The organism is Rhodoferax sp. LS1P39, from assembly GCF_056521425.1.
On record NZ_JBWMAV010000011.1, the window covers coordinates 87,554 to 113,716 of the forward strand.

20 protein-coding genes are annotated in these 26,163 nt (G+C 63.3%); 11 read left to right on the forward strand and 9 right to left on the reverse strand.

Translation table 11 applies throughout. From position 1 onward, the window contains the following. The first annotated feature begins 141 nt into the window (after positions 1 to 141). Together ppk1 and sixA are read left to right on the forward strand one after the other, a co-directional pair. Positions 142 to 2,232 carry a polyphosphate kinase 1 gene (gene ppk1, locus AC097O_RS17115; RefSeq protein ID WP_479594111.1) on the forward strand — a complete coding sequence of 697 codons (2,091 nt, stop codon included), beginning with the start codon at positions 142 to 144 and terminating at the stop codon, positions 2,230 to 2,232. 1 nt (position 2,233) lies between these two features. Continuing rightward, positions 2,234 to 2,695 carry a phosphohistidine phosphatase SixA gene (gene sixA / locus AC097O_RS17120; RefSeq protein ID WP_479594112.1) on the forward strand — a complete coding sequence of 154 codons (462 nt, stop codon included), beginning with the start codon at positions 2,234 to 2,236 and terminating at the stop codon, positions 2,693 to 2,695. Here sixA and AC097O_RS17125 read toward each other — a convergent pair. Continuing rightward, entirely contained in the window at positions 2,692 to 3,207 is a 516-nt protein-coding gene (locus AC097O_RS17125; RefSeq protein WP_479594113.1) for a hypothetical protein, read from the reverse strand. The two genes, sixA and AC097O_RS17125, sit on opposite strands and share 4 nt — an antisense overlap. Before the next feature lie 168 nt (positions 3,208 to 3,375). Here AC097O_RS17125 and AC097O_RS17130 point away from each other — a divergent pair, with 168 nt between their 5' ends. From AC097O_RS17130 to clpA, 3 genes are all read left to right on the forward strand, one after another. Then, positions 3,376 to 5,187, forward strand: coding sequence for a GGDEF domain-containing protein (locus AC097O_RS17130; RefSeq protein ID WP_479594177.1), 1,812 nt, complete (start codon positions 3,376 to 3,378; stop codon positions 5,185 to 5,187). 56 nt (positions 5,188 to 5,243) lie between these two features. Beyond that, complete coding sequence (gene clpS, locus AC097O_RS17135; RefSeq protein WP_479594114.1) at positions 5,244 to 5,603, forward strand: ATP-dependent Clp protease adapter ClpS; 360 nt, start codon at positions 5,244 to 5,246, stop codon at positions 5,601 to 5,603. Positions 5,604 to 5,710: 107 nt separating this feature from the next. Further along, the gene (clpA, locus tag AC097O_RS17140) at positions 5,711 to 8,050 is read left to right on the forward strand and encodes an ATP-dependent Clp protease ATP-binding subunit ClpA (protein WP_479594115.1); all 2,340 of its coding nucleotides are present in this window, start codon (positions 5,711 to 5,713) and stop codon (positions 8,048 to 8,050) included. 80 nt (positions 8,051 to 8,130) lie between these two features. Here clpA and AC097O_RS17145 read toward each other — a convergent pair whose 3' ends face one another. Continuing rightward, the gene (locus AC097O_RS17145; protein ID WP_315184595.1) at positions 8,131 to 8,823 is read right to left on the reverse strand and encodes a nucleotide-binding protein; all 693 of its coding nucleotides are present in this window, start codon (positions 8,821 to 8,823) and stop codon (positions 8,131 to 8,133) included. A gap of 322 nt (positions 8,824 to 9,145) precedes the next feature. On the opposite strand from AC097O_RS17145, the gene AC097O_RS17150 reads away from it, so the two are divergent. Then, on the forward strand, positions 9,146 to 10,318 hold the full coding sequence (locus AC097O_RS17150) for a serine hydrolase (protein WP_479594116.1): 1,173 nt from the start codon (positions 9,146 to 9,148) through the stop codon (positions 10,316 to 10,318). A gap of 22 nt (positions 10,319 to 10,340) precedes the next feature. Here the strand turns inward: AC097O_RS17150 and AC097O_RS17155 are convergent, their stop codons facing one another. From AC097O_RS17155 to pdxH, 4 genes are all read right to left on the reverse strand, one after another. Next, a complete protein-coding gene (locus tag AC097O_RS17155; protein WP_479594117.1) occupies positions 10,341 to 11,132 on the reverse strand; it encodes an IclR family transcriptional regulator in 792 nt (263 codons plus the stop codon). A gap of 72 nt (positions 11,133 to 11,204) precedes the next feature. Next, positions 11,205 to 11,939 carry an arginyltransferase gene (locus tag AC097O_RS17160; protein ID WP_479594118.1) on the reverse strand — a complete coding sequence of 245 codons (735 nt, stop codon included), beginning with the start codon at positions 11,937 to 11,939 and terminating at the stop codon, positions 11,205 to 11,207. Further along, a complete protein-coding gene (gene aat, locus AC097O_RS17165) occupies positions 11,936 to 12,712 on the reverse strand; it encodes a leucyl/phenylalanyl-tRNA--protein transferase (RefSeq protein ID WP_479594119.1) in 777 nt (258 codons plus the stop codon). Before aat ends, AC097O_RS17160 begins: the two co-directional genes overlap by 4 nt. Positions 12,713 to 12,731: 19 nt before the next feature. Beyond that, positions 12,732 to 13,382 carry a pyridoxamine 5'-phosphate oxidase gene (pdxH, locus tag AC097O_RS17170; RefSeq protein WP_479594120.1) on the reverse strand — a complete coding sequence of 217 codons (651 nt, stop codon included), beginning with the start codon at positions 13,380 to 13,382 and terminating at the stop codon, positions 12,732 to 12,734. Between the two features lie 139 nt (positions 13,383 to 13,521). Here pdxH and AC097O_RS17175 point away from each other — a divergent pair, with 139 nt between their 5' ends. The 4 genes from AC097O_RS17175 to eda all read left to right on the forward strand — a co-directional run bounded on the left by AC097O_RS17175 (position 13,522) and on the right by eda (position 20,797). Continuing rightward, positions 13,522 to 17,232, forward strand: coding sequence for a response regulator (locus AC097O_RS17175; protein WP_479594121.1), 3,711 nt, complete (start codon positions 13,522 to 13,524; stop codon positions 17,230 to 17,232). Continuing rightward, positions 17,229 to 18,125 (forward strand): diguanylate cyclase domain-containing protein, encoded by an 897-nt coding sequence (locus AC097O_RS17180; protein WP_479594122.1) that lies wholly within the window; start codon positions 17,229 to 17,231, stop codon positions 18,123 to 18,125. The genes AC097O_RS17175 and AC097O_RS17180 overlap by 4 nt, the downstream gene beginning before the upstream one ends. A gap of 207 nt (positions 18,126 to 18,332) precedes the next feature. Next, positions 18,333 to 20,150 (forward strand): phosphogluconate dehydratase, encoded by a 1,818-nt coding sequence (gene edd / locus AC097O_RS17185; RefSeq protein ID WP_479594123.1) that lies wholly within the window; start codon positions 18,333 to 18,335, stop codon positions 20,148 to 20,150. Beyond that, on the forward strand, positions 20,141 to 20,797 hold the full coding sequence (gene eda, locus AC097O_RS17190) for a bifunctional 4-hydroxy-2-oxoglutarate aldolase/2-dehydro-3-deoxy-phosphogluconate aldolase (RefSeq protein ID WP_315184622.1): 657 nt from the start codon (positions 20,141 to 20,143) through the stop codon (positions 20,795 to 20,797). The genes edd and eda overlap by 10 nt, the downstream gene beginning before the upstream one ends. A 31-nt stretch (positions 20,798 to 20,828) precedes the next feature. Here eda and AC097O_RS17195 read toward each other — a convergent pair whose 3' ends face one another. The 3 genes from AC097O_RS17195 to AC097O_RS17205 form a co-directional block, all read right to left on the reverse strand. Next, entirely contained in the window at positions 20,829 to 21,719 is an 891-nt protein-coding gene (locus AC097O_RS17195; RefSeq protein WP_479594124.1) for a caspase family protein, read from the reverse strand. Positions 21,720 to 21,811: 92 nt separating this feature from the next. Further along, the gene (gloA, locus tag AC097O_RS17200) at positions 21,812 to 22,219 is read right to left on the reverse strand and encodes a lactoylglutathione lyase (protein ID WP_479594125.1); all 408 of its coding nucleotides are present in this window, start codon (positions 22,217 to 22,219) and stop codon (positions 21,812 to 21,814) included. A 165-nt stretch (positions 22,220 to 22,384) separates the two neighbouring features. Beyond that, positions 22,385 to 24,226 carry a DEAD/DEAH box helicase gene (locus tag AC097O_RS17205; RefSeq protein ID WP_479594126.1) on the reverse strand — a complete coding sequence of 614 codons (1,842 nt, stop codon included), beginning with the start codon at positions 24,224 to 24,226 and terminating at the stop codon, positions 22,385 to 22,387. A 255-nt stretch (positions 24,227 to 24,481) separates the two neighbouring features. On the opposite strand from AC097O_RS17205, the gene ettA reads away from it, so the two are divergent. Beyond that, complete coding sequence (ettA, locus tag AC097O_RS17210; RefSeq protein ID WP_479594127.1) at positions 24,482 to 26,143, forward strand: energy-dependent translational throttle protein EttA; 1,662 nt, start codon at positions 24,482 to 24,484, stop codon at positions 26,141 to 26,143. Positions 26,144 to 26,163 lie beyond the last annotated feature (20 nt).

Genomic DNA, 26,163 nt, shown 5'->3' on the forward strand with positions numbered 1-26,163 from the left:
TAAGCACAAGGGGCCTAAAAAGCATATATTTTTAGGCCCCTTTTTCGTGTCCGCAAACCGTCACGTGGCTGTCACCAATTTGACATCAAAACAACGCACACTGGCTGTTACCCTTCGCGCCCGTTTGCCTGTACCCACCTGATGCCCCATTCTGATACCCACCGCACATCCACTGCTTCCTCCCCCGCCGTAGCGCTGCTCGACCGCGACCACAGCATCCTGGCCTTCAACGAGCGGGTGCTGGACTGGGCAGTGCGCGATGACGTGCCGCTGCTGGAGCGGCTGCGCTACCTGTGCATCGTCTCGGCCAATCTGGACGAGTTCTTTGAAGTGCGCGGTGCGCCGCACCTGATTGCCGCCCACACCAACGACTACCGCGGGGTCTACACCGTGGACTCCTTCAAGGCGCTGGCCACCGCTGCCCACGCGCTGGTGGCCCGCCAGTACGCGCTATACAACGACCGGTTGCAGCCCGCGTTTGCCGAGCAGGGCTTTCAGATCATCTCGCACGGCGAGCGCAATGCAGTGCAGCGGCGCTGGGTGAAAAGCTACTTCGAGCGCGAAGTACGGCCTCTGTTGGTGCCGGTAGGCCTGGACCCGTCGCATCCGTTTCCCCAGGTGGCCAACAAGTCGCTGAACTTCATCGTGCGCCTGAGTGGGCAGGACGCGTTTGGCCGCGAGAACGACATCACCATCGTCAAGGTGCCGCGGGTGCTGCCGCGCTTCATCCGCCTGCCCGCTGCCGTGGCCGGGGACCGCATGCTGTTTGTGTCGCTGTCCAGCGTGGTCCGGGCCCATTTGCAAGAAATGTTTGCAGGCCGCCAGGTGGGGCAGTTTTCGCAGTTTCGGGTCACCCGCCACTCTGATCTGGCGGTGGATGAAGACGATGTGCGCAACCTGCGCACCGCCCTGCGCCAGGGGCTGGAAGTGCGCCACTACGGCCAGGCGGTGCGCCTGGAGGTGTCTGCCGACTGCTCCGAGCATTTGTCCAAATTTTTGCTCAAGGAGTTCAACCTGCCCGAGCAGGCGCTGTACCGGGTACAAGGCCCGGTGAACCTGGCGCGGCTGACGCAGCTGATCGACCTGGTGGACCGCCCGGCGCTGCTGTTTCCAAGCTTCCAGGCCAGTTGGCCCAAGCAGCTGACGCAGGGCCAGTCGTTTTTTGAACGGCTCAAGCAAGGCGATGTGCTGGCGCACCAACCGTTTGAAAGCTTCGACGCGGTGCTGGCCTTTCTGCGCGAGGCGGTGCACGACCCGGCGGTGCTGGCCATCAAGCAAACCATTTACCGCACCGGGCCCGACTCCGAGCTCATGGCCTTGCTGCGCGAAGCCGTGCGCCGCGGCAAAGAGGTGACCGTGGTGGTGGAGTTGAAAGCCCGCTTCGACGAAGAGGCCAACATCAACTGGGCCGAGATGCTGGAATCCATAGGCGCGCAGGTGGTCTACGGCGTGGTGGGCCTGAAAACCCACGCCAAGATGCTGCTGGTGACGCGCCGCGAGGGCAAGCAACTGCGCCGCTACGGCCACTTGTCCACCGGCAACTACAACCCACGTACCGCCCGCCTGTACACAGACATCAGCTACCTCACCGCCGACGCGGCGCTGACCAGCGACATGGACCAGGTGTTCCTGCACATCGCCGGGCAAAGCAAGTTGCCGCGCCTGCGCAGCCTGCTGCTGGCACCGTTCCATTTGCACCGCAAGATGATTGCCAAGATCACCGCTGTGGGCAAGGCTGCCGCCCAGGGCACCCCGGGGCGCATCGTGGCCAAGATGAACGCCTTGACCGACGAGGCCCTGATCGAAGCCCTGGTGCGCGCCGGCCAGCAGGGCGTGCGCATCGACCTGGTGGTGCGCGGAGCCTGCATGCTGCCCGCCCAGGTGCCGGGATGGACCGACAACATCCGGGTGCGCTCGGTGGTGGGGCGGTTTCTGGAGCATTCGCGCATCTTCTACTTTGGCAGCGGCGAGCAGGAAGAGCTGTACCTGTCGAGTGCCGACTGGATGAACCGCAATATGCTGCGCCGCATCGAGCTGGCCTGGCCGGTGACCGACCCGGTGCTGCGCCAGCGCGTCATCGACGAATGCCTGGTGCCCTACCTGCTGGATGGCCGCGATGCCTGGGACCTGGGCGCGGATGGCCGCTACACCCGCACCCAGACCGATGGCCACAGCGCGCAGGCGGCTCTGATGAACCGCTACAGCCAGCACCGCCGCAGGCAAGAGGGCTGATATGGACTTGATTCTGTGGCGCCATGCGGAGGCAGAGGAGGGCAGTGATGCCCTGGCCGATCTGGACCGCAGTCTGACCCCGCGCGGAGTCAAACAGGCCCAGCGCATGGCCCAGTGGCTGGACCGGCACCTGCCGGACAGCACCCGGGTGCTGGCCAGCCCGGCGCGGCGTACCGAGCAAACCGTGCAAGCCCTGGGCCGCAAGTTCAAGTTGCGTCCCGAACTAGCGCCCGGCTGCACTCCGGCCCAGCTATTGGCTGTCGCCCAGTGGCCCGACAGCAAGGCGCATGTGCTGCTGGTGGGGCACCAGCCGGTGCTGGGGGAGGCCATCGCCCAATTGCTGGGCATGGCCGAGCCCGAGTTCTCGGTCCGCAAAGGGGCCGTGTGGTGGCTGCGCCACCGCGAGCGCGATGGCGTGGGGCAGACGGTGCTGGTGTCCGTGCAGGCTCCGGAGCTGCTTTAGTCTTTTTTCACCAGCTTCTTGACGGCTTTTTTAGCGGCGGGCTTGGGCGCAACGGCGGCTGCCGGGCGGCCGGTCTTGATGGTCGGTACGGCCTGCAAGGCGGCCTGCAAAGCCGCATCGGACATGGCGGCCAGGGCCTTGATACCGGCGCGCAGCAGCTCGCTCTTCTTGGCGGGCTGTGCCAGGGCGATGGCGCGCAGCTTCAGGTCGTCCAGCACGGTGTATTCGGCCTTGGGGATGGTGAAGCTGTCGCGCACCAGCTTGGGCTTTTTCACCTTGGCAGGTTTGGCTGCGACGACCGGCTTGGCCTTGACCACGGGTGGCTTGGTTTTAACGGCGACTGGCTTGGCGAGCTTGGTTACTTTGGCCACTTTGGCGCGCGCTGGGGCTTTTTTCGCCGCCACGGGCTTGTTCGGCGCGGCGGTAGGCGCTGGTGCGGCAGCAGGCGCGGCAGCGGTGTGGGCGGAGGTAGCGGCGGGGGTGGTGGCGGCAACTTTTGCAGCAGTGGTCATCTATAAAACTCCAATAAAACGGTTTATATAGTTTATACGGTTTTTTGCCAATCATCAAAATAGATAGCGCGTATCCCGGCAGCTTTCACCATGCTGTCATCGGCAACCCTTAGGGTCCAGGCTTTGCCGTTCAGATGGAGTGATGCCTTGGATTCTTTTGCTGTGGATATGCCGAGCCTGGCGCGCGACTACTTTCCGGGCAAGGTACGCCACGGGGTTGGGCCGTTGGCCGACCTGATGCGCAAGAACGCACTGAATTCGGTATTCCAACCCATCGTGGATTTGCGCAATGGCGGTGTCTATGCGCACGAAGCTTTGATCCGCGGTGTCGAGGGCACGGCTTTGTTCGGGGCCGATGCCTTGTTCAGCGCCGCCCGCAGCGAACGGCTGGTGTTTGAATTTGAGCTGTACTGCGTGGGCGTGGCACTGGACGGCTGGGGCCGGCTGAAAGAACCCGGACGGTTGTTTGTCAACATCAGCGCCGATGCCCTGGTGGACGTGGTGCAGTGCCAGGGTTGCGCCATGCTGGTGCAGTGGGTGCGCAGCTTCGGAGTCTTGCCGCGCATGCTGGTGCTGGAGCTGACCGAGCACGAGCGCGTGAACAATATGGACCAGTTGATCGAGGTGGCCCGCGAGTTGCGCGCCGCGGGCCTGTCGCTGGCCCTGGACGACTTTGGCGATGGCCGCTCCAGCCTGCGGCTGTGGTCCCAGGTGAAGCCCGAGATTGTCAAGATCGACAAATACTTCACCAAAGACATCGCCCACCACGCCGACAACCTGCAAACCCTGCAGGCGCTGAAGCAAATTGCCACCATTTTTGGCACCCAGCTGGTGGCCGAAGGCATTGAAACTCCGGACGACCTGCGGGTGCTGCGCGACCTGGATCTGGCCTATGGGCAAGGCTATTTGCTGGGCCGGCCCGAACCGCTTCCCCGGGTCAAAGTGCATGCAGCCGCCATGGAGGTTTTGAACGACACCATGGTGTCGATATTTCCTGCGTCGGGGCGGGTGTCGCGCTCGGGTGTGTTGCGCGGCCTGGCGGTGCAGCAAGCACCCTGCGCCGACCCGCACACCACCAACGACCAGTTGTCGGCCCTGTTTTTGCAGCACGAGGACTTGCACGCCATTGCCATCGTGGACAACGGCCGCCCCTTGGCGTTGGTGAACCGGCACCAGTTCATGACCCACTACGCCACCCCGTACTACCGCGAGGTGCATGGCCGCAAGCCCTGCCTGGCCAACGCCAACCACGCGCCGCGCCTGGTGGAACGCGACCACAACGTCGACGAGCTGGTGGGCATCCTGACTTCGCAAGACCAGCGCTACCTGACCGAAGGCTTCATCGTGACCGAGAACGGGCGCTACATCGGCCTGGGCACTGGCGACCAGCTGGTGCGCTCGGTGACCGAGGTGCGGCTGGAGGCGGCCCGCCACGCCAATCCACTGACCTTTTTGCCGGGCAACATACCCATCAGCCAGCATATTGAGCGCCTGATGGATGCCGGGGCCGACTTTGTGGCCTGCTACGCCGACCTGAACCACTTCAAACCGTTCAACGACCATTACGGCTACTGGCGGGGGGATGAAATGATCCGCCTGGTGGCCAAGCTGGCCCTGGCCCATTGCGATGCCAAGCGGGACTTTGTAGGCCACGTGGGCGGCGACGACTTCATTTTTCTGTTCCAAAGCAGCGATTGGGTGCAGCGCTGTGAAGCCATCGTGCAGGAGTTTGCCGAGCGGGCCCTGGCCCTGTTCGATGCGCCTGCGCGGCTCGAAGGCGGCATCCATGCCGAAGACCGGCAGGGCGTGCCGCGATTTTTCCCCTTCACCACCCTGTCGATTGGTGCGGTGCGCATCCAGCGGGGCCAGTACGGGCACGCGGAGGAAGTGGCGAACGCCGCCGCCCTGGCCAAACACGATGCCAAGGTGCAGGGCGCGGGTTTGTGCATCCGGGAAGCTGCCAGCGCAACACCGGCGTAAGAGTTGGAATGCACGGGCCCTCGGCAGGGCCACAAACTGCTCTATAAAATGGCCTCATGGCCACCAAAACCCCCAAAAAGCCACCGCAGCCCGTAACCCCGACATCCATACCGGATGACGGCGGTTCGGTCGTGCTGGAGCGGCGCACCGAAAAGATCAAGCCCCCGCAGATGCACCAGGTGCTGATGCTCAATGACGACTACACCCCGATGGAATTCGTGGTGGTGGTGATCCAGGAGTTTTTCAGCAAAGACCGCGAAACCGCCACCCAGATCATGCTCAAGATCCATTTGGACGGCAAAGCCGTGTGCGGCGTGTACTCCAAAGACGTGGCCGCCACCAAGGTGGACCAGGTGCTGGAAGCCGCCAAACAAAACGGCCATCCCCTGCAATGCGTCAGCGAACCAGTGGGTTGATTAAGCAGGCTTGAATAAGCCAAAGCGCAACCCATGTAGAGTGCGTAGTCAAAGAGTCACATAGAGTTGTTAGGTGTCGAAATGAGTCAGGCAAAAAAGGAATTCACATGATTGCCCAAGAATTGGAAGTCAGTCTGCACATGGCATTTGTGGAAGCGCGCCAGCAACGCCACGAATTTATTACTGTCGAGCACCTGCTGCTGGCGCTGCTGGACAACCCCAGCGCCGCCGAAGTGCTGCGCGCCTGCTCGGCCAATATTGACGATTTGCGCAAATCCTTGAGCAATTTCATCAAAGACAACACGCCCCAGGTCGCGGGTACCGACGATGTCGATACCCAACCCACGCTGGGTTTCCAGCGGGTGATCCAGCGCGCCATCATGCACGTGCAGTCCACCGGCAGCGGCAAGAAAGAAGTTACCGGCGCAAATGTGCTGGTGGCCATTTTTGGCGAAAAAGACTCGCACGCCGTGTACTACCTGCACCAGCAGGGCGTGACGCGCCTGGACGTGGTCAATTTCATCGCCCACGGCATCAAGAAGAGCGATCCGCCCGAGCCCGTCAAAGCCGCTGAAAACCAGGCCGAAGGCGAAGAGGGCGGCGGCGAGAAGAACGAGAAAGCCTCGCCCCTGGAGCAGTTCACCCAGAACCTGAACCAGATGGCCAAGGAAGGCAAGATCGATCCGCTGATCGGCCGCGAGTACGAAGTCGAGCGCACCATCCAGATTTTGTGCCGCCGCCGCAAGAACAACCCGCTGCTGGTGGGTGAGGCCGGCGTGGGCAAAACCGCCATCGCCGAGGGCCTGGCCTGGCGCATTACCCAAAAAGAAGTGCCCGAAATCCTGGCCGAAGCCGTGGTGTATTCATTGGACATGGGTGCGCTGCTGGCGGGCACCAAGTACCGTGGCGACTTCGAGCAGCGCCTCAAAGGTGTGCTCAAGTCGCTGAAAGACCGGCCCAACGCGATTTTGTTCATCGACGAAATCCACACCTTGATCGGTGCGGGCGCGGCCTCGGGCGGCACCCTGGATGCGTCCAACCTGCTCAAACCGGCGCTGTCCAGCGGCCAGTTGAAGTGCATCGGTGCCACTACGTTCACCGAATACCGCGGCATCTTCGAAAAAGACGCAGCCCTGTCGCGCCGCTTCCAGAAGGTGGATGTGGTCGAGCCCACCGTGTCGGAAACCGTGGAAATCCTCAAGGGTTTGAAGTCGCGCTTCGAAGAGCACCATGGCGTGAAATACGCCCTAGCCGCGCTGCAGGCCGCCGCCGAACTCAGCGCCAAGTACATCAACGACCGCCATTTGCCCGACAAGGCCATCGACGTGATCGACGAAGCCGGTGCCGCCCAGCGGATTCTGTCGCCCAGCAAGCGCAAGAAAACCATCACCAAAACCGAGGTGGAAGAGATCGTGGCCAAGATTGCCCGCATCCCGCCCGCCAACGTATCCAACGACGACCGCGGCAAACTCAAGACGCTGGAACGCGACCTGAAGAGCGTGGTGTTCGGCCAAGATAAAGCGCTGGACGTACTGGCTTCTGCCGTGAAGATGGCGCGCTCGGGCCTGGGCAAGGGCGACAAGCCGATTGGCTCCTTCCTGTTCAGCGGCCCCACGGGCGTTGGCAAGACCGAAGCCGCCAAGCAGCTGGCCTACATCATGGGCATCGAGTTGATCCGCTTTGACATGTCGGAGTACATGGAGCGCCATGCGGTGAGCCGTTTGATCGGTGCGCCCCCAGGCTACGTGGGCTTTGACCAGGGCGGCCTGCTGACCGAGGCCGTCACCAAGAAGCCGCACTGCGTCTTGCTGCTGGACGAAATTGAAAAAGCCCATCCGGACATTTTCAATGTGCTGCTGCAGGTGATGGACCACGGCACGCTGACCGACAACAACGGGCGCAAGGCCGACTTCCGCAACGTCATCATCATCATGACGACCAATGCGGGTGCCGAGACCATGAACAAGGCAACGATTGGTTTTACCAATCCACGCCAGGCGGGGGATGAGATGGCGGACATCAAACGCCTGTTCACCCCCGAGTTCCGCAACCGCCTGGACGCGACGGTGAGCTTCAAGGCGCTGGACGAAACCATCATCCTGCGGGTGGTGGACAAGTTCCTGCTGCAACTGGAGACCCAACTGGCCGAGAAGAAGGTGGACGTCACGTTTACCGACGTTTTGCGCAAGTACCTGGGCAAGAAGGGCTTCGACCCGTTGATGGGCGCCCGCCCGATGCAGCGCCTGATCCAGGACACCATTCGCCGCGCCCTGGCCGACGAACTGCTGTTCGGTCGCCTGATCGACGGTGGCCGCCTGACGGTGGACATGAAAATCACCACCGACGAAAAAGGCGTGGAAACCGGCGAAGTCGAGCTCGACATCCAGCCACTGCCCAAGCGCGAAGGCCGGGCCAAGCCCGAGTCGGAAGAAGCCACTGCGGGCTAAACCCTCACCTGCCTCCCCACAAAAAAGGGGCAGTACCACACCGGTACTGCCCCTTTTTTTATAGCAAACTAATGAGCAGGCTAGAGCGGTAAGGTGTCAAAACCTGCATAAGCCTTGCGCAGCCAGGTCTTGACGCGCTGGCGCTCCAGCATGCCCAAGCCGTCGGTTTCAGCGCGCTCGTGCACCGCGCTCCAGAAGCTGGCGCTTTGGCGGTCGATCTTGCGCATGGCGGCATCCTGCAACTGCGGCAGTTCGATCACCCGTGCGCCATAGGCCAGGGCCTGCTGCATGGCGGCAGAGGACTGCAGCAACGAGAAGTCGGAGCCCCGGCCATGGTTGAGCACGATGATGTAGTTGGGCGTATTGCCCACGCTGGCCATCAGGTCGGCCAGCAGATTGACCGAATCCTTGCCTTCGTCCACCACATGCCAAAAGTTCACTGCCACATGCAAGTCGCCCAGCACTTCGAACAGGTCGGAGTCGTGGATCCAGCGGGCCAGCGGCGCGGCGGTTTGTGCGGCCAGGTCCACGATGACGTTTTGCTCGGGGTTGGCCTCGAAGGCCTCGGCAATCACGTCCAGCCCTTCAAAGCTGTCTACCACCACCGGGGACGCAAAGTCGGGGTAGAAGCGGGTGAAGGAGTTGTGCGAACGGTCGGTGTCAAAGCCGGTAAAAGCCTTGCCGGTGTCCAAAAAGTACTGAGCCAGTACGCGGGCGGTAACGGACTTGCCTACGCCGCCCTTTTCGCCGCCAATGAAATTGATTGAACTCATGGGTTTCCCTGGATTGTTTGGCATGGGCTTACGAGGGTAAGCCGCGCCGCAGATTCTACGGGGTCGGCTTCTGCCGATCCGTGGTTGACCATAAATAAGCAAGAACCATGCACAACGAAACCAGCCCGCGGCCAGGCCGACAGGTTTCCCGCATGTAAAGGCTCAAGGATTGGTGCTGATTCAGCCCACTGCGCCCACTTTCCGCGCAGAATGGGCTCTAAAATAATAGCACTTTAAAAAGCGTATCTAAGTCTTTGATCTTGTGTGAAGTTTTTGATTTAGATACACTTGGTCACACACCTTTATCTCCGGAGATCATTCCATGTCCTCCTCTGAAAGCCTTGTTTTGAACCGCTTGCTACAAATTGTTGCCATTTTTACTTGCTCCGTGACTTTGCTGGCGGCACCTGCGCAAGCGGCGCAACGCAAGAAGGTCGAGATCCAGAAAACCCAAAGCAGCGTGGCGGCATCTAAGCGCAGCGGTGCAAAAACAGTGCGGGTGGCCCGCGTGTCGAAGACATCCAAGGTGGTGGCGGTGTCCAAGGCATCCCGGGTGTCCAAGGTTCTTGCGGTGTCAAAGACATCCAAGGTGCTCGCCGTGTCGCGGACATCCAATGTAAAAATGACCGCCAAATCCCGTGCCGCCATGCGCCCGGTGGCCGTCGTCATTCCTGCCCGGCCTTCGTTTGGTGAACTGGCTGGTTTGCATGGCGCGCCCGACGCGCTCGCGCTCAAGTCCAGCGTGGCCCTGGTGATCGACCAGGACACCCGTGAAGTGCTGTTCAGCAAGAACGACCAGGCGGTATTGCCGATTGCATCCATCACCAAGCTGATGACCGGCGTGGTGATCAACGAAGCCCGTTTGCCGATGGACGAAGAAATCACCATCACCCAGGACGATGTAGACACCGAAAAGCGCAGCCGTTCGCGGCTGACCGTGGGCTCCAGCCTGAGTCGGGGCGAGTTGCTGCACCTGGCGCTGATGTCCAGCGAAAACCGCGCCGCCCATGCCCTGGGCCGCACCTATCCTGGCGGCTTGGCCACCTTTGTGGCCATGATGAACGCCAAGGCCAAAGGTCTGGGCATGAAAGACACGCGCTATGTAGAACCCACCGGTTTATCCAGCGACAACCAGTCCAGCGCACGGGATCTGGCTACCTTGGTGAGCGCGGCCTACAACGAGCCCACTTTGCGGGAACTCACCACGTCCCAGGGCTACCAGGTCGAAGTCGGCAGCCGCATGATGCAGTTCAACAATACCAACCGCCTGGTGAAAAATCCCGACTGGGATATCGGCCTGCAAAAGACCGGTTTCATCAGCGAAGCGGGCCAGTGCCTGGTGCTGCAAGCCAAGGTGGCGGGGCGCAAGCTGATCATGGTGTTTCTGGACTCAGCGGGCAAGCTCAGCCGCATTGGCGATGCCGAACGCGTGCGCCACTGGGTGGAGGCCAACCACATGATGACCGCGCGCACCGTGGTGAAGATCGCGGGCTGATCCTGTCCCGCTTCCCCAGCAGCTACCGGCTGCCTGGGGCCACTTTGTAGCCCAGGGCCGATGAAATGGCGTTGGCCGTGGTCTGCAGCTTGGGCAACCAGTTTTCGTCCAGCCGGTCCGCCGGGGCGGAGATGGACAGCCCGGCCACCAGCCGGTTCTGGTCGTCGTACAAACCCACGGCCATGCAGCGCACCCCCAATTCCAGTTCTTCGTTGTCCCGGGCGATGCCGTACTGGCGCACCCGCGACAACTCGCGTTCCAACTGGCCCAGGTCGGTCAGGCTATTCTTAGTCTGACCGCTCAGGCCGGTGCGCGTGGCGTAAGCCCGCACGCGCTGTGGATCGTCATGGGCCAAAAACAGTTTGCCCACCGACGTGAGGTGCAAGGGCGCACGGCCCCCAATGGCCCGCACCACCTGCATGCCCGAGCGCTCGCTGAAAGCCCGCTCCACATACACAATTTCGTCACCCTGCCGCAGGCTCAGGTTCACCGGCTGCTGCGTCAGGCGGTGCAGCTCGCGCATGGGTGTCAGGGCGGCATCGCGCACGCTCAGTCGGCCTTTGACCAGGTTGCCCAGCTCCAGCAAACGCATGCCCAACCGGTAGCTGCCGGGCTCGGGCCGGTCCACAAAGCGGCCGGTGGCGAGGTCGTTCAGGATGCGGTGGGTGGTGGACGGGTGCAGACCGGTTTTTTCGCTGATTTCTTTCAGCGACATGGCCTCTTCGCGCGAGGCCAGCACGTCGATCAGGGCGAACATGCGCTCAATCACCTGGACGGTCGGTGTGGCGGGAATACTGGGGTCGGTCGCTTTCATGGGCATTTCTCAAAAGATGTGCCGCATCTTACCTTGTGAAATGCCGAATTGCATGATGTGAAATCGACAGGCTCAAGCGGAGGTCCAGATGCCATCACGCAGGACCTCGTGGGGCGTGAAGCGGGCCTTGTACAGCATCTTCGGGCTTTGGGCGATCCAGTAGCCCAGGTAGACGTAAGGCAGACCCAAATGCTGGGCCTGCTCGATCTGCCACAGCACGTTGTAGGTGCCGTAGCTGGCACGCTCATCGGGCTCGTAAAAGGTGTAGACGGCAGACAGGCCGTCGTCCAGCACATCCAGAATGGAGACCATCTTGAGCGCGCCGGGCGTGCCGTCTTCCAGGGTTTCGCGAAACTCCACCAGCCGCGAATCGACCCGGCTTTGCAGCAGAAACTGGGTGTACTGGTCCACGCTGTCCTGGTCCATGCCGCCGCCCGCGTGGCGGCCATTCTGGTAGCGCAGATAGAGCTGGTAGTGCTCCGGCATGAATCCCAGGTGCAGCACACGGGCTTGCAAGCTGCTGTGCTGTGCCTTGGCGCGCCGCTGGCTGCGGTCGGGCTTGAAGCGGGCGGCCTGCACCCGCAAGGGCATGCAGGCCTGGCAGCCGTCGCAGTAGGGGCGGTAGGTAAACAGGCCGCTGCGCCGGAAACCGCCGCGCACCAGCTCGGAATAGGTGTCGGTCTGGATTAAATGGCTGGGCGTGGCCACTTGGGAGCGGGCCTGCCGCTCGGGCAGGTAGCTGCAAGGGTAGGGCGCTGTAGCGTAAAACTGCAGGGTTTGCAGGGGCAGGTCGGTGAGATGGGTCACGGGGTAGCCAGCGGTTGGGGTTGCAGAGCGGTCCAGTAGCGGGGGTCGAACTGCCATACCGGGCCTGGTAGCGCGGCCTGGATATCGACCTGCGCGCAAAACACCGACCGGGGTATTTCGCGCGCGCCCAGCGATGCCAGGTGGGCCGTATTTTGCTGGCAATCTACCTGGGGAATGCCGTGGACGCGGCAAAAACACACCAACGCTGCCAGTGCGATCTTCGAGGCATCGGGCACCCGGGTGAACATCGACTCGCCAAACACCGCGGTGCCTATGGCCACGCAGTACAGCCCGCCCACCAGTTGCCCGTCGACCCAGGTTTCTACGCTGTGCGCATAACCCGCCTGGTGCAGCGCCTCGTAGGCCCGCACCATGTCGGCCACGATCCAGGTGCCCGACTGGCCGGGACGCGGGCTGCCCGAGCAGGCCCGGATCACCTCGGAGAATTGCGTGTCAAATCGCACCTCTGTGCTTGTCCCTCTTGCGAAGTTAGCTATGGTTTTGCGTAAAGACCGGTGCAGGCGAAAGGCATCCACCTTGAGCACCATGCGCGGGTCGGTGCTCCACCACAGAATCGGCTGGCCGGTACTGAACCACGGGAAAATGCCGTGCCGGTAGGCCAGCAGCAGGCTGTCCACATCCAGCGCGCCGCCCGCGGCCAGCAGGCCCGGGGCCGGGTCTGCCGCCCCCCAGGCCTGGCTGACCGGCGGAAACGCCTCTCCCGGAACCAGCCACGGAACGGGCTTAGGAGACAGGGGCCGGACAGAAGACATGCTGCGATTTTATGTGCGTTTATGGAGCCAAGCGCTCACGCAGCCAGCATGAGCCGCTATTTAATGTGTAGCGAAGCCGGTCGTGCAGGCGGCTTTTGCGGCCCTGCCAGAATTGCCAGTTGTCCGGCTCCAGCCGGTAGCCACCCCAGTGCGGCGGGCGCGGCGGGTTGAGCATAAATTTGGCTCCGAACTTGGCCGCGTTGGCCACCAGCACCCCGCGCCCCGAGATCACCTGCGACTGCGGCGAGGCCCAGGCCCCAATGCGCGAATCCAGCGGGCGGCTGTGGAAGTAGGCATCGCTTTCTTCGTCGCTCAGCTTGCTCACCCGGCCTTCGATGCGCACCACGCGCTCCAGTTCCACCCAGTGGAACTGCAGGGCCGCAAACGGATTGCCCGCCAGCTCCTGGCCTTTGCGGCTGTCGTAGTTGGTGTACCAGGTGATGCCGCGTGCATCAAAACCCTTGACCAGCACGATACGGGTGGAAGGGCGCAGGTCGTGGCCTACGGTGGCCAGGGTCATGGCGTTGGGCTCAGGCACCTGGGCACTGATGGCTTCTTCCAGCCACTGGCTGAATTGCTGCAGTGGGTCGCTGTGCGAGGCTTCTTCGTTGAGTTCGGCGCGTTCATAGCTTTTGCGCAGGTCGGCAAGTGCGGTATTGGATAGGCTCATGGTGCGATTGTGCCGCTGAACAAAGCCCTACTGGTGCCGCGGCACATTGACGAAGCGGGACAACCTCCGTTAACCTATTGTTGCAATTAACACAGTTGCATTCACTCCGCGACTGGAATGCCCCGATGGCTGGAAACCCATGAACCCTGCATCCGCCCCACAGGATTCACACCTGGACCGCCAGCAGGATGCGCCTATCCGTCTGCGCGATTCCCTCACCATGCGCACGCTGCTGCAGATGTCGCTGCGCATCACGGCGGTGGTGGTGGCCGTCACCTTGCTGTCGTACTTCCATATCGTCCACACCCTCACACAAGAGACGCAGGACAAGCTGCGCAAATACATTGCCGAGCGCGGCGCCAAGGAAGGTGCGGTCTTCAAGCTGGCCATGGACAACCTGGACGTGCTGAAACACCAGTTTCTGGAGGATTACCGCAGCATGGGGCCGGTGTCGGATGCCGACTTTGACAAGCTGTACGAGACCGTGCCCGACGGCTCCACCCGGTTGCGCCGCGCCGCGTTCGAGGGCCTGGCGCGGGTAGACGGCACCCTGAGCCGCAACATCAGCGGATTTGCGGGCATCCCGGTGGAGCTGCTGGATGCCGACCTGCGCAAACGGCTGGTACTGTCCTGGAGGCTGTTGGACCGGTTTGGCCCGGCCTGGGTGAACCGCTTTGCCAATGTGTATGTGCATTCGCCGGAAAACTTCAACATCGTCTACTGGCCGGGCCTGCCCTGGGGCCTGAACGCCGAAGCCGGGCTGGACATGGCGCAAGAGGAGTGGATGCAGATTGCCACCCCCGCCAGCAACCCCAGCCGCGCTACCGTGTGGACCGGCATGTACTTTGACCCCACGGCCAACGAGTGGATGGTATCGGCCGAGGCCCCGGTGGACCTGGAAGGCCGCCACCTGGCCACCCTGGGGCAGGACATCTTGCTCAACGCGGTGTTCAAACGGGTGTTTGACGACCACCTCACCGGGGCCAAGAACTTCATCATCCGCCCGGACGGTCGCCTGGTGGCCCACCCCGACAAGATCCAGGAAATGGATGCAGCCAAGGGTGTGCTGGAGGTGCAGAAGCTGGGCGACCCGGTGCTGTCCAGCATGTACGCGCAGCTGCAGGCCGCTTTGCCCCCCGGTGGCCCGAATGGCGCGCTGCTGGACGATACCGCCAACGACGCGTTTCTGGCGGTGGAGCGGCTGGAGGGGCCGAACTGGTGGTTTGTCACCGTCTACCCCAAGTCGCTGCTGACCACCACCGCGCGGGAGACGGCGGTGTTCATCCTGGGCTTGAGCGTGGTGGCGCTGGTGCTGGAATTACTGGCCTTGTACCTGGTGCTGCGGCGCAAGGTGGTGCAACCCCTGCAGGACTTTGAGCAGGCCTCGCGCCGGGTGGCAGCGGGCGACTACCACGCGGTGGCCAGCGGTGCGGTGGACCTGCCCACCGGGCGGCGCGACGAAATCGGCATGCTGGCACACACCTTTCGCACCATGGCCCGCCAGGTGGACGAAAACAGCGACACCCTGGAGCGCAAGGTCGAAGCCCGCACCCAGCAACTGGCGCAGGCCATCGAAGACAGCCGCAAGGCCCATGCCGCCAAATCGAGCTTTCTGGCCCGCATGAGCCATGAAATCCGCACCCCCATGAATGCCGTCATGGGCATGAGCCGCCTGGCCCTGAAAACCGATCTCAACCCCAAGCAGCGCGACTACCTGGAGAAGATCCTCACCTCGGCCGAGTCGCTGCTGGACATCATCAACGACGTGCTGGACTTCTCCAAGATCGAAGCCGGCCGCATGGCGCTGGAGCACATTCCGTTCCGCCTGCCCGACGTGTTCAAGAGTGTTTCCAGCGTGGTGTCGCTGCGCGCCCAGTCCAAAGGACTGGAACTGCTGTACGAGGTGGCCCCCGACGTGCCCCGCCACCTGGTGGGCGATGCGCTGCGCCTGGGCCAGGTCATCATCAACCTCGCCACCAACGCGGTGAAGTTCACCGAGCGCGGCGAGGTGGTGCTGCGGGTGCACTGCGAAAGCCGCACCCCGCACCAGGCACGCATGTGCTTCAGCGTGATAGACAGCGGGGTAGGCATCGCCCCCGAGCGCCTGGGCAAGCTGTTTGAGCCATTTACCCAGGAAGACGACTCCATCTCGCGCAAATACGGCGGTACCGGCCTGGGCCTGGTGATTTGCAAGGAGCTGGTGGAGCTGATGGGCGGCACCATGCAGGTCGACAGCGTGCTGGGGCAGGGCAGTACCTTCAGCTTCACCCTGCCGCTGGGCCTGGACACCCGCATCGAAGGCGATGGCCAAAGCTGCCCGGTGGTGGACGGCCTGCACCAGGCCCGCGCCCTGGTGGTGGATGACAACGCCCTGGCCCGCGAGGTGCTCACCAGCATGCTGGCCCAGATGGGTATGCGCCCGGACAGCGCGGCTTCCGGCGAACAGGGCCTGGCCATGATCCGCAACGCCCAGGACGGTGTCGATCCCTACGCGCTGCTGCTGCTGGACAGCAATATGCCGGACATGGACGGGGTGGAAACCGCCCGCCACATTGGCCGCGACACCCAGACCGATGCCCCGATGGCGATCTTGATGGTCACCGCCTACAGCCACGACAGCCTGGGCTCCGAGGCTGCCGCTGTGGGCATCGACCAGGTGCTGACCAAGCCCGTCAGCGAATCCACACTGCACGATGCCATCGTCGAATCGCTGATGGGCAGCAACACCATGCGCCAGCGCAGGCAGGAGCGGGTGAAAGACCTGGTCAAACCGGTGGAGCTGCTACGCCAGCGCGCTGCCCGCATCCTGCTGGCCGAGGACAGCCCGCTGAACCGCCAGGTGGCACTGGAGTTTCTGGCCGAGGTGGGCATCCGGGCCGATGTGGCGGCCAACGGGGTCGAAGCCGTGGCCATGGTGCAGGCCAAGCCCTACGACCTGGTGCTAATGGACATCCAGATGCCCGAACTCGACGGCATCAGCGCCACCCGGCAACTGCGCGCCGATCCCCGGTATGCCCAGTTGCCCATCATTGCCATGACCGCCCACGCCATGAGTGGCGACCGCGAGCTCAGCCTGCAGTCCGGCATGAACGACCACCTGACCAAGCCGATTGATCCCGAGCAACTGTTTGCCCTGCTGGTGCGCTGGCTGCCACACCCGCCAGGCAGCGCCGCAGAAGACTTCGTGCCGTCCGTGGCCCCGTCCATGACCCAACCCATGCCCCTGGAGCCGCCCAGCGTGAACGACCTCTTCGCCCGCCTGCAGGCCTGCGGCATCGACACCGACAAGGGTCTGGCCCACCACATGCGACGCAAGCCTTTCTACCTGAGCGTGCTGCGCGGCTTCGCCAGCGAATACGGCGGCGCGGCGCTGCTGGTGCAGGAGTGGCTGGCCGCAGGCAAGCGCGAAGACATCTACCGCCTGGCCCACACCCTCAAGGCCAATGCCCTGGGCATTGGTGCGCAGGCCTTGGCCGATGCCGCCCGCGCGGTGGAGGTGGCCGCCCGCGTGCATCTGCCCGGCCCGGCCGAAGTCACGCCTTTTCTGCTGGCGCTGGACGCGGTGCTGGCGGCCTTGAATGGCGTGGCCACAGAGGAACCGGCCCCCGCACCACCCACCCAGCCTTTTGACACCATCCAGGCGGTCCAGCACCTGCTGATGAGCCTGCGGCAAGACGATGCCCTGAGCCTGGAGCAGGTGCACGCCTTGCAGCGGGGCACCCAGGCCAGCGCGCATGCCGTGGCCGTGGCAGAACTGGTGCGCCTGGTGGAAGAGGTGGAATACGGCCCGGCCATCGTGCGGGCGCAGTTCCTGCTGCAAAAATTGTTGACCGAAGGCGTGGCACCATGACCACCGAGCGCCCCAAAATCCTGGTGGTGGACGACGAGCCCAGCAACCGGGGCCTGCTGGCCGAGGTGCTGAAGGACGACTACACCGTGGTGCTGGCCAAAAGCGGTGAAATGGCCCTGTCGCTGGCCGCCCGCCACAAGCCCGACATCGTGCTGCTCGACGTGGTGATGCCCGGCATGGACGGCTACCAGGTGCTGCGCACCCTGAAAAGCCAGGACGAGACCCGCCACATTCCGGTGATCTTCATCTCGGCCCTGGACAGCATGGCCGACGAGGAAAAAGGCCTGCTGCTGGGTGCGGTGGACTACATCACCAAGCCCTTCCATGCGCCCATCGTGCGGGCGCGGGTGCGCAACCACGCCGAAGCCGTATCGCACCGCCGCCTGCTGGAGCGCCTGGCCCTGGTGGATGGCCTGACCGAAGTGCCGAATCGCCGCCGCCTGGAGCAGGCCCTGCAACTGCGCTGGCCACCGGGACAGTATGTGTCGGTGATCCTGCTGGACGTGGACCACTTCAAGCTCTACAACGACCACTACGGCCACAGCGGCGGCGACCGGGTGCTGCGCCAGGTGGCCGGTGCGGTGCACAAGACCTTGAAGCGCGAAACCGACCTGATGGCCCGCTACGGCGGCGAGGAGTTCGTGATGTTCCTGCCGCATACCGATGCCAAGGGCGGCCAGGTCTGCGCCGAGATGGCCCGCAAGGCGGTGGAGAGCCTGCACATTCCGCATGAGAAATCGCTGGTCGGCCCGCATCTGTCCATCAGCCTGGGCGGCACCTCGGTGAAATTGCCCGCCAGCGGTGTGGTGCCGGACGGATTGCTGGAACAAAGCGACCAGCAGTTGTACCTGGCCAAGCAGCGGGGACGCAACCGGTTTTGCTGGAGCGACTGATATCTCAATTTCAGGCCATTTTTCAGGCCTGTAAACCACGGCTACCGCTTATTGAATAAGCGTGAGAAGCTATGGTTTTTATATCCAAAAAACATAGCAACCTAGCGTTTTCCCGAGGGTCTTTCGTACCCTACTGGTAACTCCCAGGCAGCCCAGCCACGCGGTTACGGAGTACCATGGCGGCTGTAATTTAGTTACCAAAAGACCATGACACTCCACCCCACGGTAGCGGCGGTCACAGACCGCATTCGTGCGCGTAGCGGCCCCAGCCGCAGCGCTTATCTAGAACGCCTGGACGCTGCGGCCCAGCGCAAACCGGGGGCAGAGCGCATGGGATGCGCCAACGTGGCCCACGCGTTTGCCGGTATGCCGAACAACGACAAGTTCAAGGTGGTCACCGAGAAGGCCCTGAACATCGGCATCGTCACCGCCTACAACGACATGCTGTCGGCCCACGCGCCGCTGCAAACCTACCCCGACATCGTCAAGGCCGAAGCCCGCCTGCACGGTGCCACGGCCCAGGTGGCCGGTGGCGTACCGGCCATGTGCGACGGCGTAACCCAGGGCACGCCGGGCATGGAGCTCAGCCTGTTCAGCCGCGACGTGATCGCCATGGCCACCGCCGTGTCCTTGAGCCACGACATGTTCGATGCCGCCTTGATGCTGGGCGTGTGCGACAAGATCGTGCCCGGCCTGTTGATCGGCGCGCTGCAGTTCGGCCATTTGCCCACCGTGTTTGTGCCTGCGGGCCCCATGCCGTCGGGCCTGTCGAACAGCGCCAAATCCAAAGTGCGCGAACAGGCCGCCCAGGGCCTGGTGGGCCGTGACGAGCTGCTCAAGGCCGAATCCGCCGCCTACCACGCCCCCGGCACCTGCACCTTCTACGGCACCGCCAACAGCAACCAGATGCTGCTCGAAGCCATGGGCCTGCATGTGCCCGGCACCGCCTTTGTGGCCCCCGGCGGCGCGCTGCGCGACGAACTCACCCGCGAAGCCACCCGCACCGTGCTGGCCGACGTGAAAGCCCGGCGCTTTGCCCCCATCGGCCAGGTGGTGGACGAGCGCTGTATCGTCAACGCCATGGTCGCCTTGCTGGCCACCGGCGGCTCCACCAATCACCTGATCCACTGGGTGGCCGTGGCCGCGGCGGCGGGCATCGTCATCGACTGGGACGACTTCAGCGCTTTGTCGGACGTAGTGCCCACGCTGTCGCACGTGTACCCCAACGGCAAGGCCGACGTGAACGAATTCCAGGCCGCTGGCGGCCCGGGCTTCGTGATCCGCGAGCTGCTGGACGCAGGCTTCATGCACGCCGACGTGCTCACCGTGCGCCCAGGCGGCCTGCGCGAATTCACCGGTGTGCCCTCGATGGCAGGCGATGCACTCACCTGGACCACCGTAGGCGAGTCGAAAGACGACACCATCGTGCGCCCCGCAGCCAACCCGTTCAGCCCCACCGGCGGCCTGAAACTGCTGCAGGGCAACCTGGGCCGTAGCGTGATCAAGGCGTCCGCCGTGCCGGACGACCGCCACATCATCGAAGCGCCCATCCGCCTGTTCGACTCGCAAGAAGCCCTGCACCTGGCCTTCAACGCGGGCGAGCTCAACCGCGACGTGGTCTGCGTGGTGCGCTGGCAAGGCCCGCAAGCCAACGGCATGCCCGAGCTGCACAAACTCACCCCACCGCTGGCCGTATTGCAAGGCAAAGGCTACCGCGTGGCCCTGGTCACCGATGGCCGCATGAGCGGAGCATCCGGCAAGGTGCCTGCCGCCATCCATGTGTCCCCCGAAGCCCTGGCCGGTGGCCCGCTGGCCAAGCTGCTGGACGGCGACGTGGTGCGCCTGGATGCCGTGGCCGGTACGCTGCAGGCCCTGGTGCCGGATGCCGAGTGGGCCGCCCGCCCGCTGGCCACCATGCCCGCAGCCCTGCGCGCCTCGAACGCCTTCGGTATGGGCCGCGAACTTTTCTCCGGCATGCGCCGCAATGCCCTCACTGCTGAACAAGGAGCTCTCACATGGGTCTAAGCAACCACACTGGCCGTTGGACGGCCCTGCAAGTCATGCAAGACGCACCGGTGATTCCGGTCATCGTGCTCAACGATGTGGCCCACGCCGTGCCTTTGGCGCGCGCCCTGGTCGCTGGCGGCATCCGCATGCTGGAAGTCACGCTGCGCACCCCGCAGGCACTGGAGTGCATTGAGCGCATCGCCAAGGAAGTGCCCGATGCCGTCATCGGCGCAGGCACCATCCGCAGCGCCGCCGACGCGCAAGCCGCCGCCAAGGCGGGCGCGCTGTTTGGCGTGAGCCCCGGCTACACCCGCACCGTGGGTATGGCCTGCCGCGATGCGGGCCTGGCCCTGTTGCCCGGCGTGGCCACCGGTAGCGAAATCATGATGGCCCAGGAAGATGGCTTCACCGAGCTGAAGTTCTTCCCCGCCATGCAAGCCGGAGGACCTGCCATGCTCAAAGCCTGGAGCGGCCCGTTCTTCGACGTGAAGTTTTGCCCCACCGGCGGCGTGACGCTGCAAAATGCGCCTGAATTTTTGGCGCTGCCCAACGTGGTGTGCGTCGGCGGCTCGTGGATCGTGCCCACCGATGCCATGTTGGCAGGCGACTGGGGGCGGATTACCCAGCTCTGTCTGGACACAGCGGCCTTGAAGAAAAAGGCCTAAAAGAAAAAGCGCCTTATGAGGCGCTTTTTTTTCACACCGTAAACGGTTTCTGCGCCAAGAACTTACCCGCCTTGCCCAGAGTGAACAGGTTGGGCGACTGGGTGGGCGGCAGGCCTGCGCGCACCTTGGTGTGGAACTGGCGGTAGGTGCCCTTGAATGTGCCGTTGGCCCACACCCTGAGCACCTGCTCGGTGAACGCGCCGTTGTTCGCGCCGTCCATCGAGGTCTGGTTGTCCTGGCAGCCCGACACCAGCACCAATGACGGTTTGAACTGACTCACCACGCCGGTCAGGCGGTTGCTGACGGTCACCTGCGACAGGGCGGCGTCGGGGTCGGCGATCTGGCCGGCTGCGGCCTTGGCCACGTCTTCCTGCAGTTTTTTGTAAAACGCCTGGTGGTCGCGGTCAACGCGCAAAGCTACCCCCAGCGGCATGGCCCGCGAGCCGGGCTCAAAGGGCGTAGCCTTGACTGCCGTACCGCTGTGGCAGCTGTCGGACAGCACCAGGATGCGCACCCCGGCGGCAAACTTGCTGTATTCGAAGTACAGCTCGTCGTCGATGATCTGGCCGTCAAACAGGCACCAGGTTTCGTCCTTGCCGTCGGGTTCATCGGCATTGATGTCGGTCACCTGCCCGCCGTGGCCCGAGTAGGTCAGGAAGAACAAATCGCCCGCCACCAGGGCTTTGGCGGCGCTGCGCAAGGCGGTTAAAAACTTGGCGCGGGTGGCCTGTTTGGTGAGCAGCACCGTGGGCCGCATGCTCTGCGCCTTGGCCAGGGCGGCCATGTCGTTGGCATCGAATTCGCAGGCCGCCAGCGGCCCGGTCCAGCCCGAGTAGGCCGCTGCGCTGACGGCGTTCAGCCCCAGGTGCAGCGACAAGGCCTTGGATTTGGTGGCGATGGGAACAGCTTTTTTGGTAGCCATGGTGTCTCCTCAAAAAGAAACCATGGTCCGCCCGGCGCTTGGGGAGTGTCAAGACACCGGGTGGGTGCTTCGTCCTCCAAATAGGGGACGCTTTAGATGCCGGAGCCGCCCGCGTGTTCGGCGCGCTGGATCAGCTCGATCTTGTAGCCGTCGGGATCCGTCACAAAGGCAATCACCGTGGTGCCGCCCTTGACCGGACCGGCTTCGCGGGTGACCTGGCCACCGGCTGCCTTGATTTTTTCGCAGGCGGCATAGGCATCGGGCACGGCCAGGGCGATGTGGCCGTAAGCGGTGCCGAGCTCATAGCTGTCCACGCCGTGGTTGTAGGTCAGCTCCAGCTCGGCATGGTCGGGGTTGCTGCCATAGCCGACGAAGGCCAGGGTGTATTTATATTCGGTGTTTTCCGACATGCGCAACAGCTGCATGCCCAGAACCTGGGTGTAGAAGTCGATGGAGCGCTGCAGGTTGCCAACGCGCAGCATGGTGTGGAGGAGTCGCATGGTGTTCTTTTGCAAGGGGTGGGGAAGAGCGTGGATTGTAAAAATAAACGCCCACAAAAAAGGCGCATGCCGAATGCCATGCGCCAGGGTAGGAGATTGACTAACTCCTGATTTGATAGCTGCTCACGCTTATGGAATAAGCGCAAGCGGCCTAAAACGCTTAAATCAACGGCCGAACGAACCGCGTGGGCCGCCGGGGCCGCGAGAACCGCCGCCACCGCTGCGGCCACCGCCGAAGCCGCCGCCACCGTTCCCGCCGCCATTGCCACCACCGTAACCGCCGCCACCACCGCCATTGCGGTTGCCGCCGCCGAAGCCGCCACGGCGACCGCGGTCGAGCATGCTGTCTACGCTGGTGCGCATCGGGTCAGGCTGGCCGCCTTGGGCCGGGCGGGGCGCAGGGCCCTGGCCGCCCATGGAGGCGGAGCGGGTGTGGTCGGGCTGGGCACCGCCGCCGTAGCCGCCGCCATTGCCATTTCCGTTACCACCGTAGCTGTTGCCGCCACCGTATCCGCCACCATTCCCACCGCCATAGCCGCCGCCACCGGTGCGTGCGCCGCCGGGGCCGCCAGGACGGCCACCACGGCCACCCTGGGGGGGGCGCGCACCTTGGGGGCGGGGCGCCATGCCGTCGCCCTGTGGGGGACGTGGAGCACTGCGTGGCGCATTGCCGCGCGAACCGCCACCGTTGCCACGGCCAGCGCCGTCGCCGCCGTTGGCACCCTTGCTGTCGCGCACGCGCTGCAGCATTTCGGTACGGGCGGCTTTGGCAGCCGCCTGCATCACGTCGCGGCTTGGTGGCTTGCCGGCACCGCCCCAGATCGTCTGGCGACCCATGGCAATGGGTTCGGCACGCTCATTGGGCTCGGGCATGAACCCTTCGATGACTTGAACGGCAATTTCTTGCTTGGTGAAGCGTTCGATGTCCTGCATGAAGCCTTCTTCGTCCAGGCACACCAGATTGACGGCAGCGCCTTCGGCACCGGCGCGACCGGTACGGCCAATGCGGTGCACATAGTCTTCGCAGACGTTGGGAATTTCGTAGTTGACCACGTGCGGCAGGTCGTCGATGTCGATACCGCGGGCCGCGATGTCGGTGGCCACCAGGGCGCGCACATCGCCGCTCTTGAAGCCTTGCAGGGCCTGGGTGCGGGCGGACTGGCTCTTGTTGCCGTGCAGCGCCATCGCGGTGATGCCGTTCTTTTCCAGGAATTCGGCCACGTTGTTGGCACCGAACTTGGTGCGGGTGAACACCAGCACCTGGCTCCAGTTGTGCTCCTGGATGATGTGGGCCAGCAAGGCCTTTTTCTTGCCGCGGCCAACCGGGTGGATCACCTGGGTGATGCGCTGCACGGTGGTGTTGCGGGGTGTGACCTGCACGCTTTGCGGGTTCTTCAGCAGGGTGGCGGCCAGATCGCGGATTTCATCGCTGAAGGTGGCCGAGAACAGCAGGCTTTGCTTGTCGCGGGGCACGGCGGCCAGCACTTTTTTCACGTCATGGATGAAGCCCATGTCGAGCATGCGGTCGGCTTCGTCCAGCACCAGGATCTGCACCTGGCCCAGGTCCAGTACGCCCTGCTGCATCAAGTCCAGCAGGCGACCGGGGGTGGCCACCAGAATGTCCACGCCTTTTTTGACCTTGGTGATTTGCGGGTTCATGCCCACGCCACCAAAGATCACGGTGGAGCTCAGCTCCAGGTATTTACCGTAGGTTTGCACCGACTCTTCTACCTGGGCGGCGAGTTCGCGGGTGGGGGTGAGCACCAGGGCACGGATGCCCTTGCCACCAAATTTGTTGGTTGCCGGAGCGCTCTCGGTCAGGCGCTGCAGCAGGGGCAGGGTGAACGCTGCCGTTTTGCCGGTGCCGGTTTGCGCACCGCCGAGCAGATCGTGCCCGGCCAGCACGACCGGAATGGCCTGGGCTTGGATGGGGGTGGGCTCGGTATAGCCTTGCTCTTGCACGGCCTTCAGAATGGCCGGGGCCAGATTCAGTTCTTCAAAGTTCATTTTTGTGCGCCCGTCCTGGGCGCTTGGAAGCCTGGCCTATCGCCCGCGTTGTGAAAACGGGCACCAATCAAAGGCAGACATTTTTTTAAAAATGGACGCAAAACAAGAGGGTTTATCTTGGTTTTGGCCCCCAGCGAAGTGCTGGCGTTGCAGCCAATTGGAATGCCGCAACCTGTGGATTGTCGCATGCTGGGATAATCGGCGTTCGCCCGACCCGTTTCGGCAGATTTTTTCAGCAACTTCACACCCCAAAAGATGGCCCAGTACGTATTTACCATGAACCGCGTCGGCAAGATCGTGCCGCCCAAGCGCCACATTCTCAAAGACATTTCGCTCAGCTTCTTCCCTGGCGCCAAGATCGGCGTGCTGGGTACCAACGGCTCGGGCAAGTCCACCTTGCTCAAGATCATGGCCGGGTTGGACAAGGAAATCGAAGGCGAAGCCCAGCCCATGGCCGGCCTGAACATTGGCTACCTGCCCCAGGAACCCCAGCTGGACCCGACTCAGACGGTGCGCGAAAGCGTGGAAGCCGCCATGGGCAAGGTGTTCTCGGCCAAGGCCCGCCTGGAAGAGGTCTACACCGCCTACGGCGAAGAAGACGCCGACTTTGATGCCCTGGCCGCCGAACAGGCCGAGCTGGAAGCCATCATCGCCACCGCCGGTACCGACTCCGAGCACCAGCTGGAAATCGCCGCCGACGCGCTGCGTCTGCCACCATGGGATGCCGTGGTGGGTGTGCTGTCCGGTGGTGAAAAGCGCCGCGTGGCGCTGTGCCGCCTGCTGCTGAGCAAGCCCGACATGCTGCTGCTGGATGAGCCAACCAATCACTTGGATGCCGAATCGGTGGACTGGCTGGAGCAATTTCTGCAGCGCTATTCCGGCACCGTGGTGGCCATCACCCATGACCGCTACTTCCTGGACAACGCGGCCGAGTGGATTCTGGAACTGGACCGGGGCTCCGGCATTCCGTACAAAGGCAATTACTCGGATTGGCTGACGCAAAAGGGCGCACGCCTGGAAGCCGAGCAAAAGGGCGAAGAAGCCCGTGCCAAGGCCTTGAAGAAGGAACTGGAATGGTCGCGCCAGAACCCCAAGGCCCGCCAGGCCAAGAGCAAGGCCCGTCTGGCCCGCTTCGAGGAACTGAGCGACTTCGAATACCAGAAGCGCAACGAAACCAACGAAATCTTCATCCCCGTGGCCGACCGCCTGGGCCATGAAGTGATCGAGTTCACCAACGTCACCAAGTCCTTTGGCGACCGCGTGCTGATCGACAACCTGAGCTTCAAGATCCCTGCCGGTGCCATCGTCGGCATCATCGGCCCCAACGGTGCGGGTAAATCCACGCTGTTCAAGCTGATCGCGGGCAAGGAAAAGGCCGATTCGGGCGAAGTGAAGATCGGCCAGACCGTCAAGATGGCCTTTGTGGACCAGCACCGCGACGACCTGGCGAACGACAAAACCGTCTGGGAAGACGTGTCGGGCGGCCTCGATATTTTGAACGTGGGCAAGTTCCAGATGGCCAGCCGCGCCTACTGTGGCCGTTTCAACTTCAACGGTGCCGACCAGCAAAAGAAGGTAGGCATGCTCTCCGGTGGTGAACGCGGCCGCTTGCACCTGGCCAAGACCCTGATTGCGGGCGGCAACGTGCTGATGCTGGATGAGCCATCGAATGACTTGGACGTGGAAACCCTGCGCGCCCTGGAAGACGCGCTGCTGGAATTCGCGGGCACCATGCTGGTCATCAGCCATGACCGCTGGTTCCTGGACCGTATCGCCACCCACATCCTGGCCGCCGAGGGCGACAGCCAGTGGACCTTCTTCGACGGCAACTACCAAGAGTACGAAGCCGACAAGAAGAAGCGCCTGGGCGAAGAGGGGGCCAAGCCCAAACGCATGCGCTACAAGGCGCTGAAGTAATCAAAAACGGCCCGTATCCA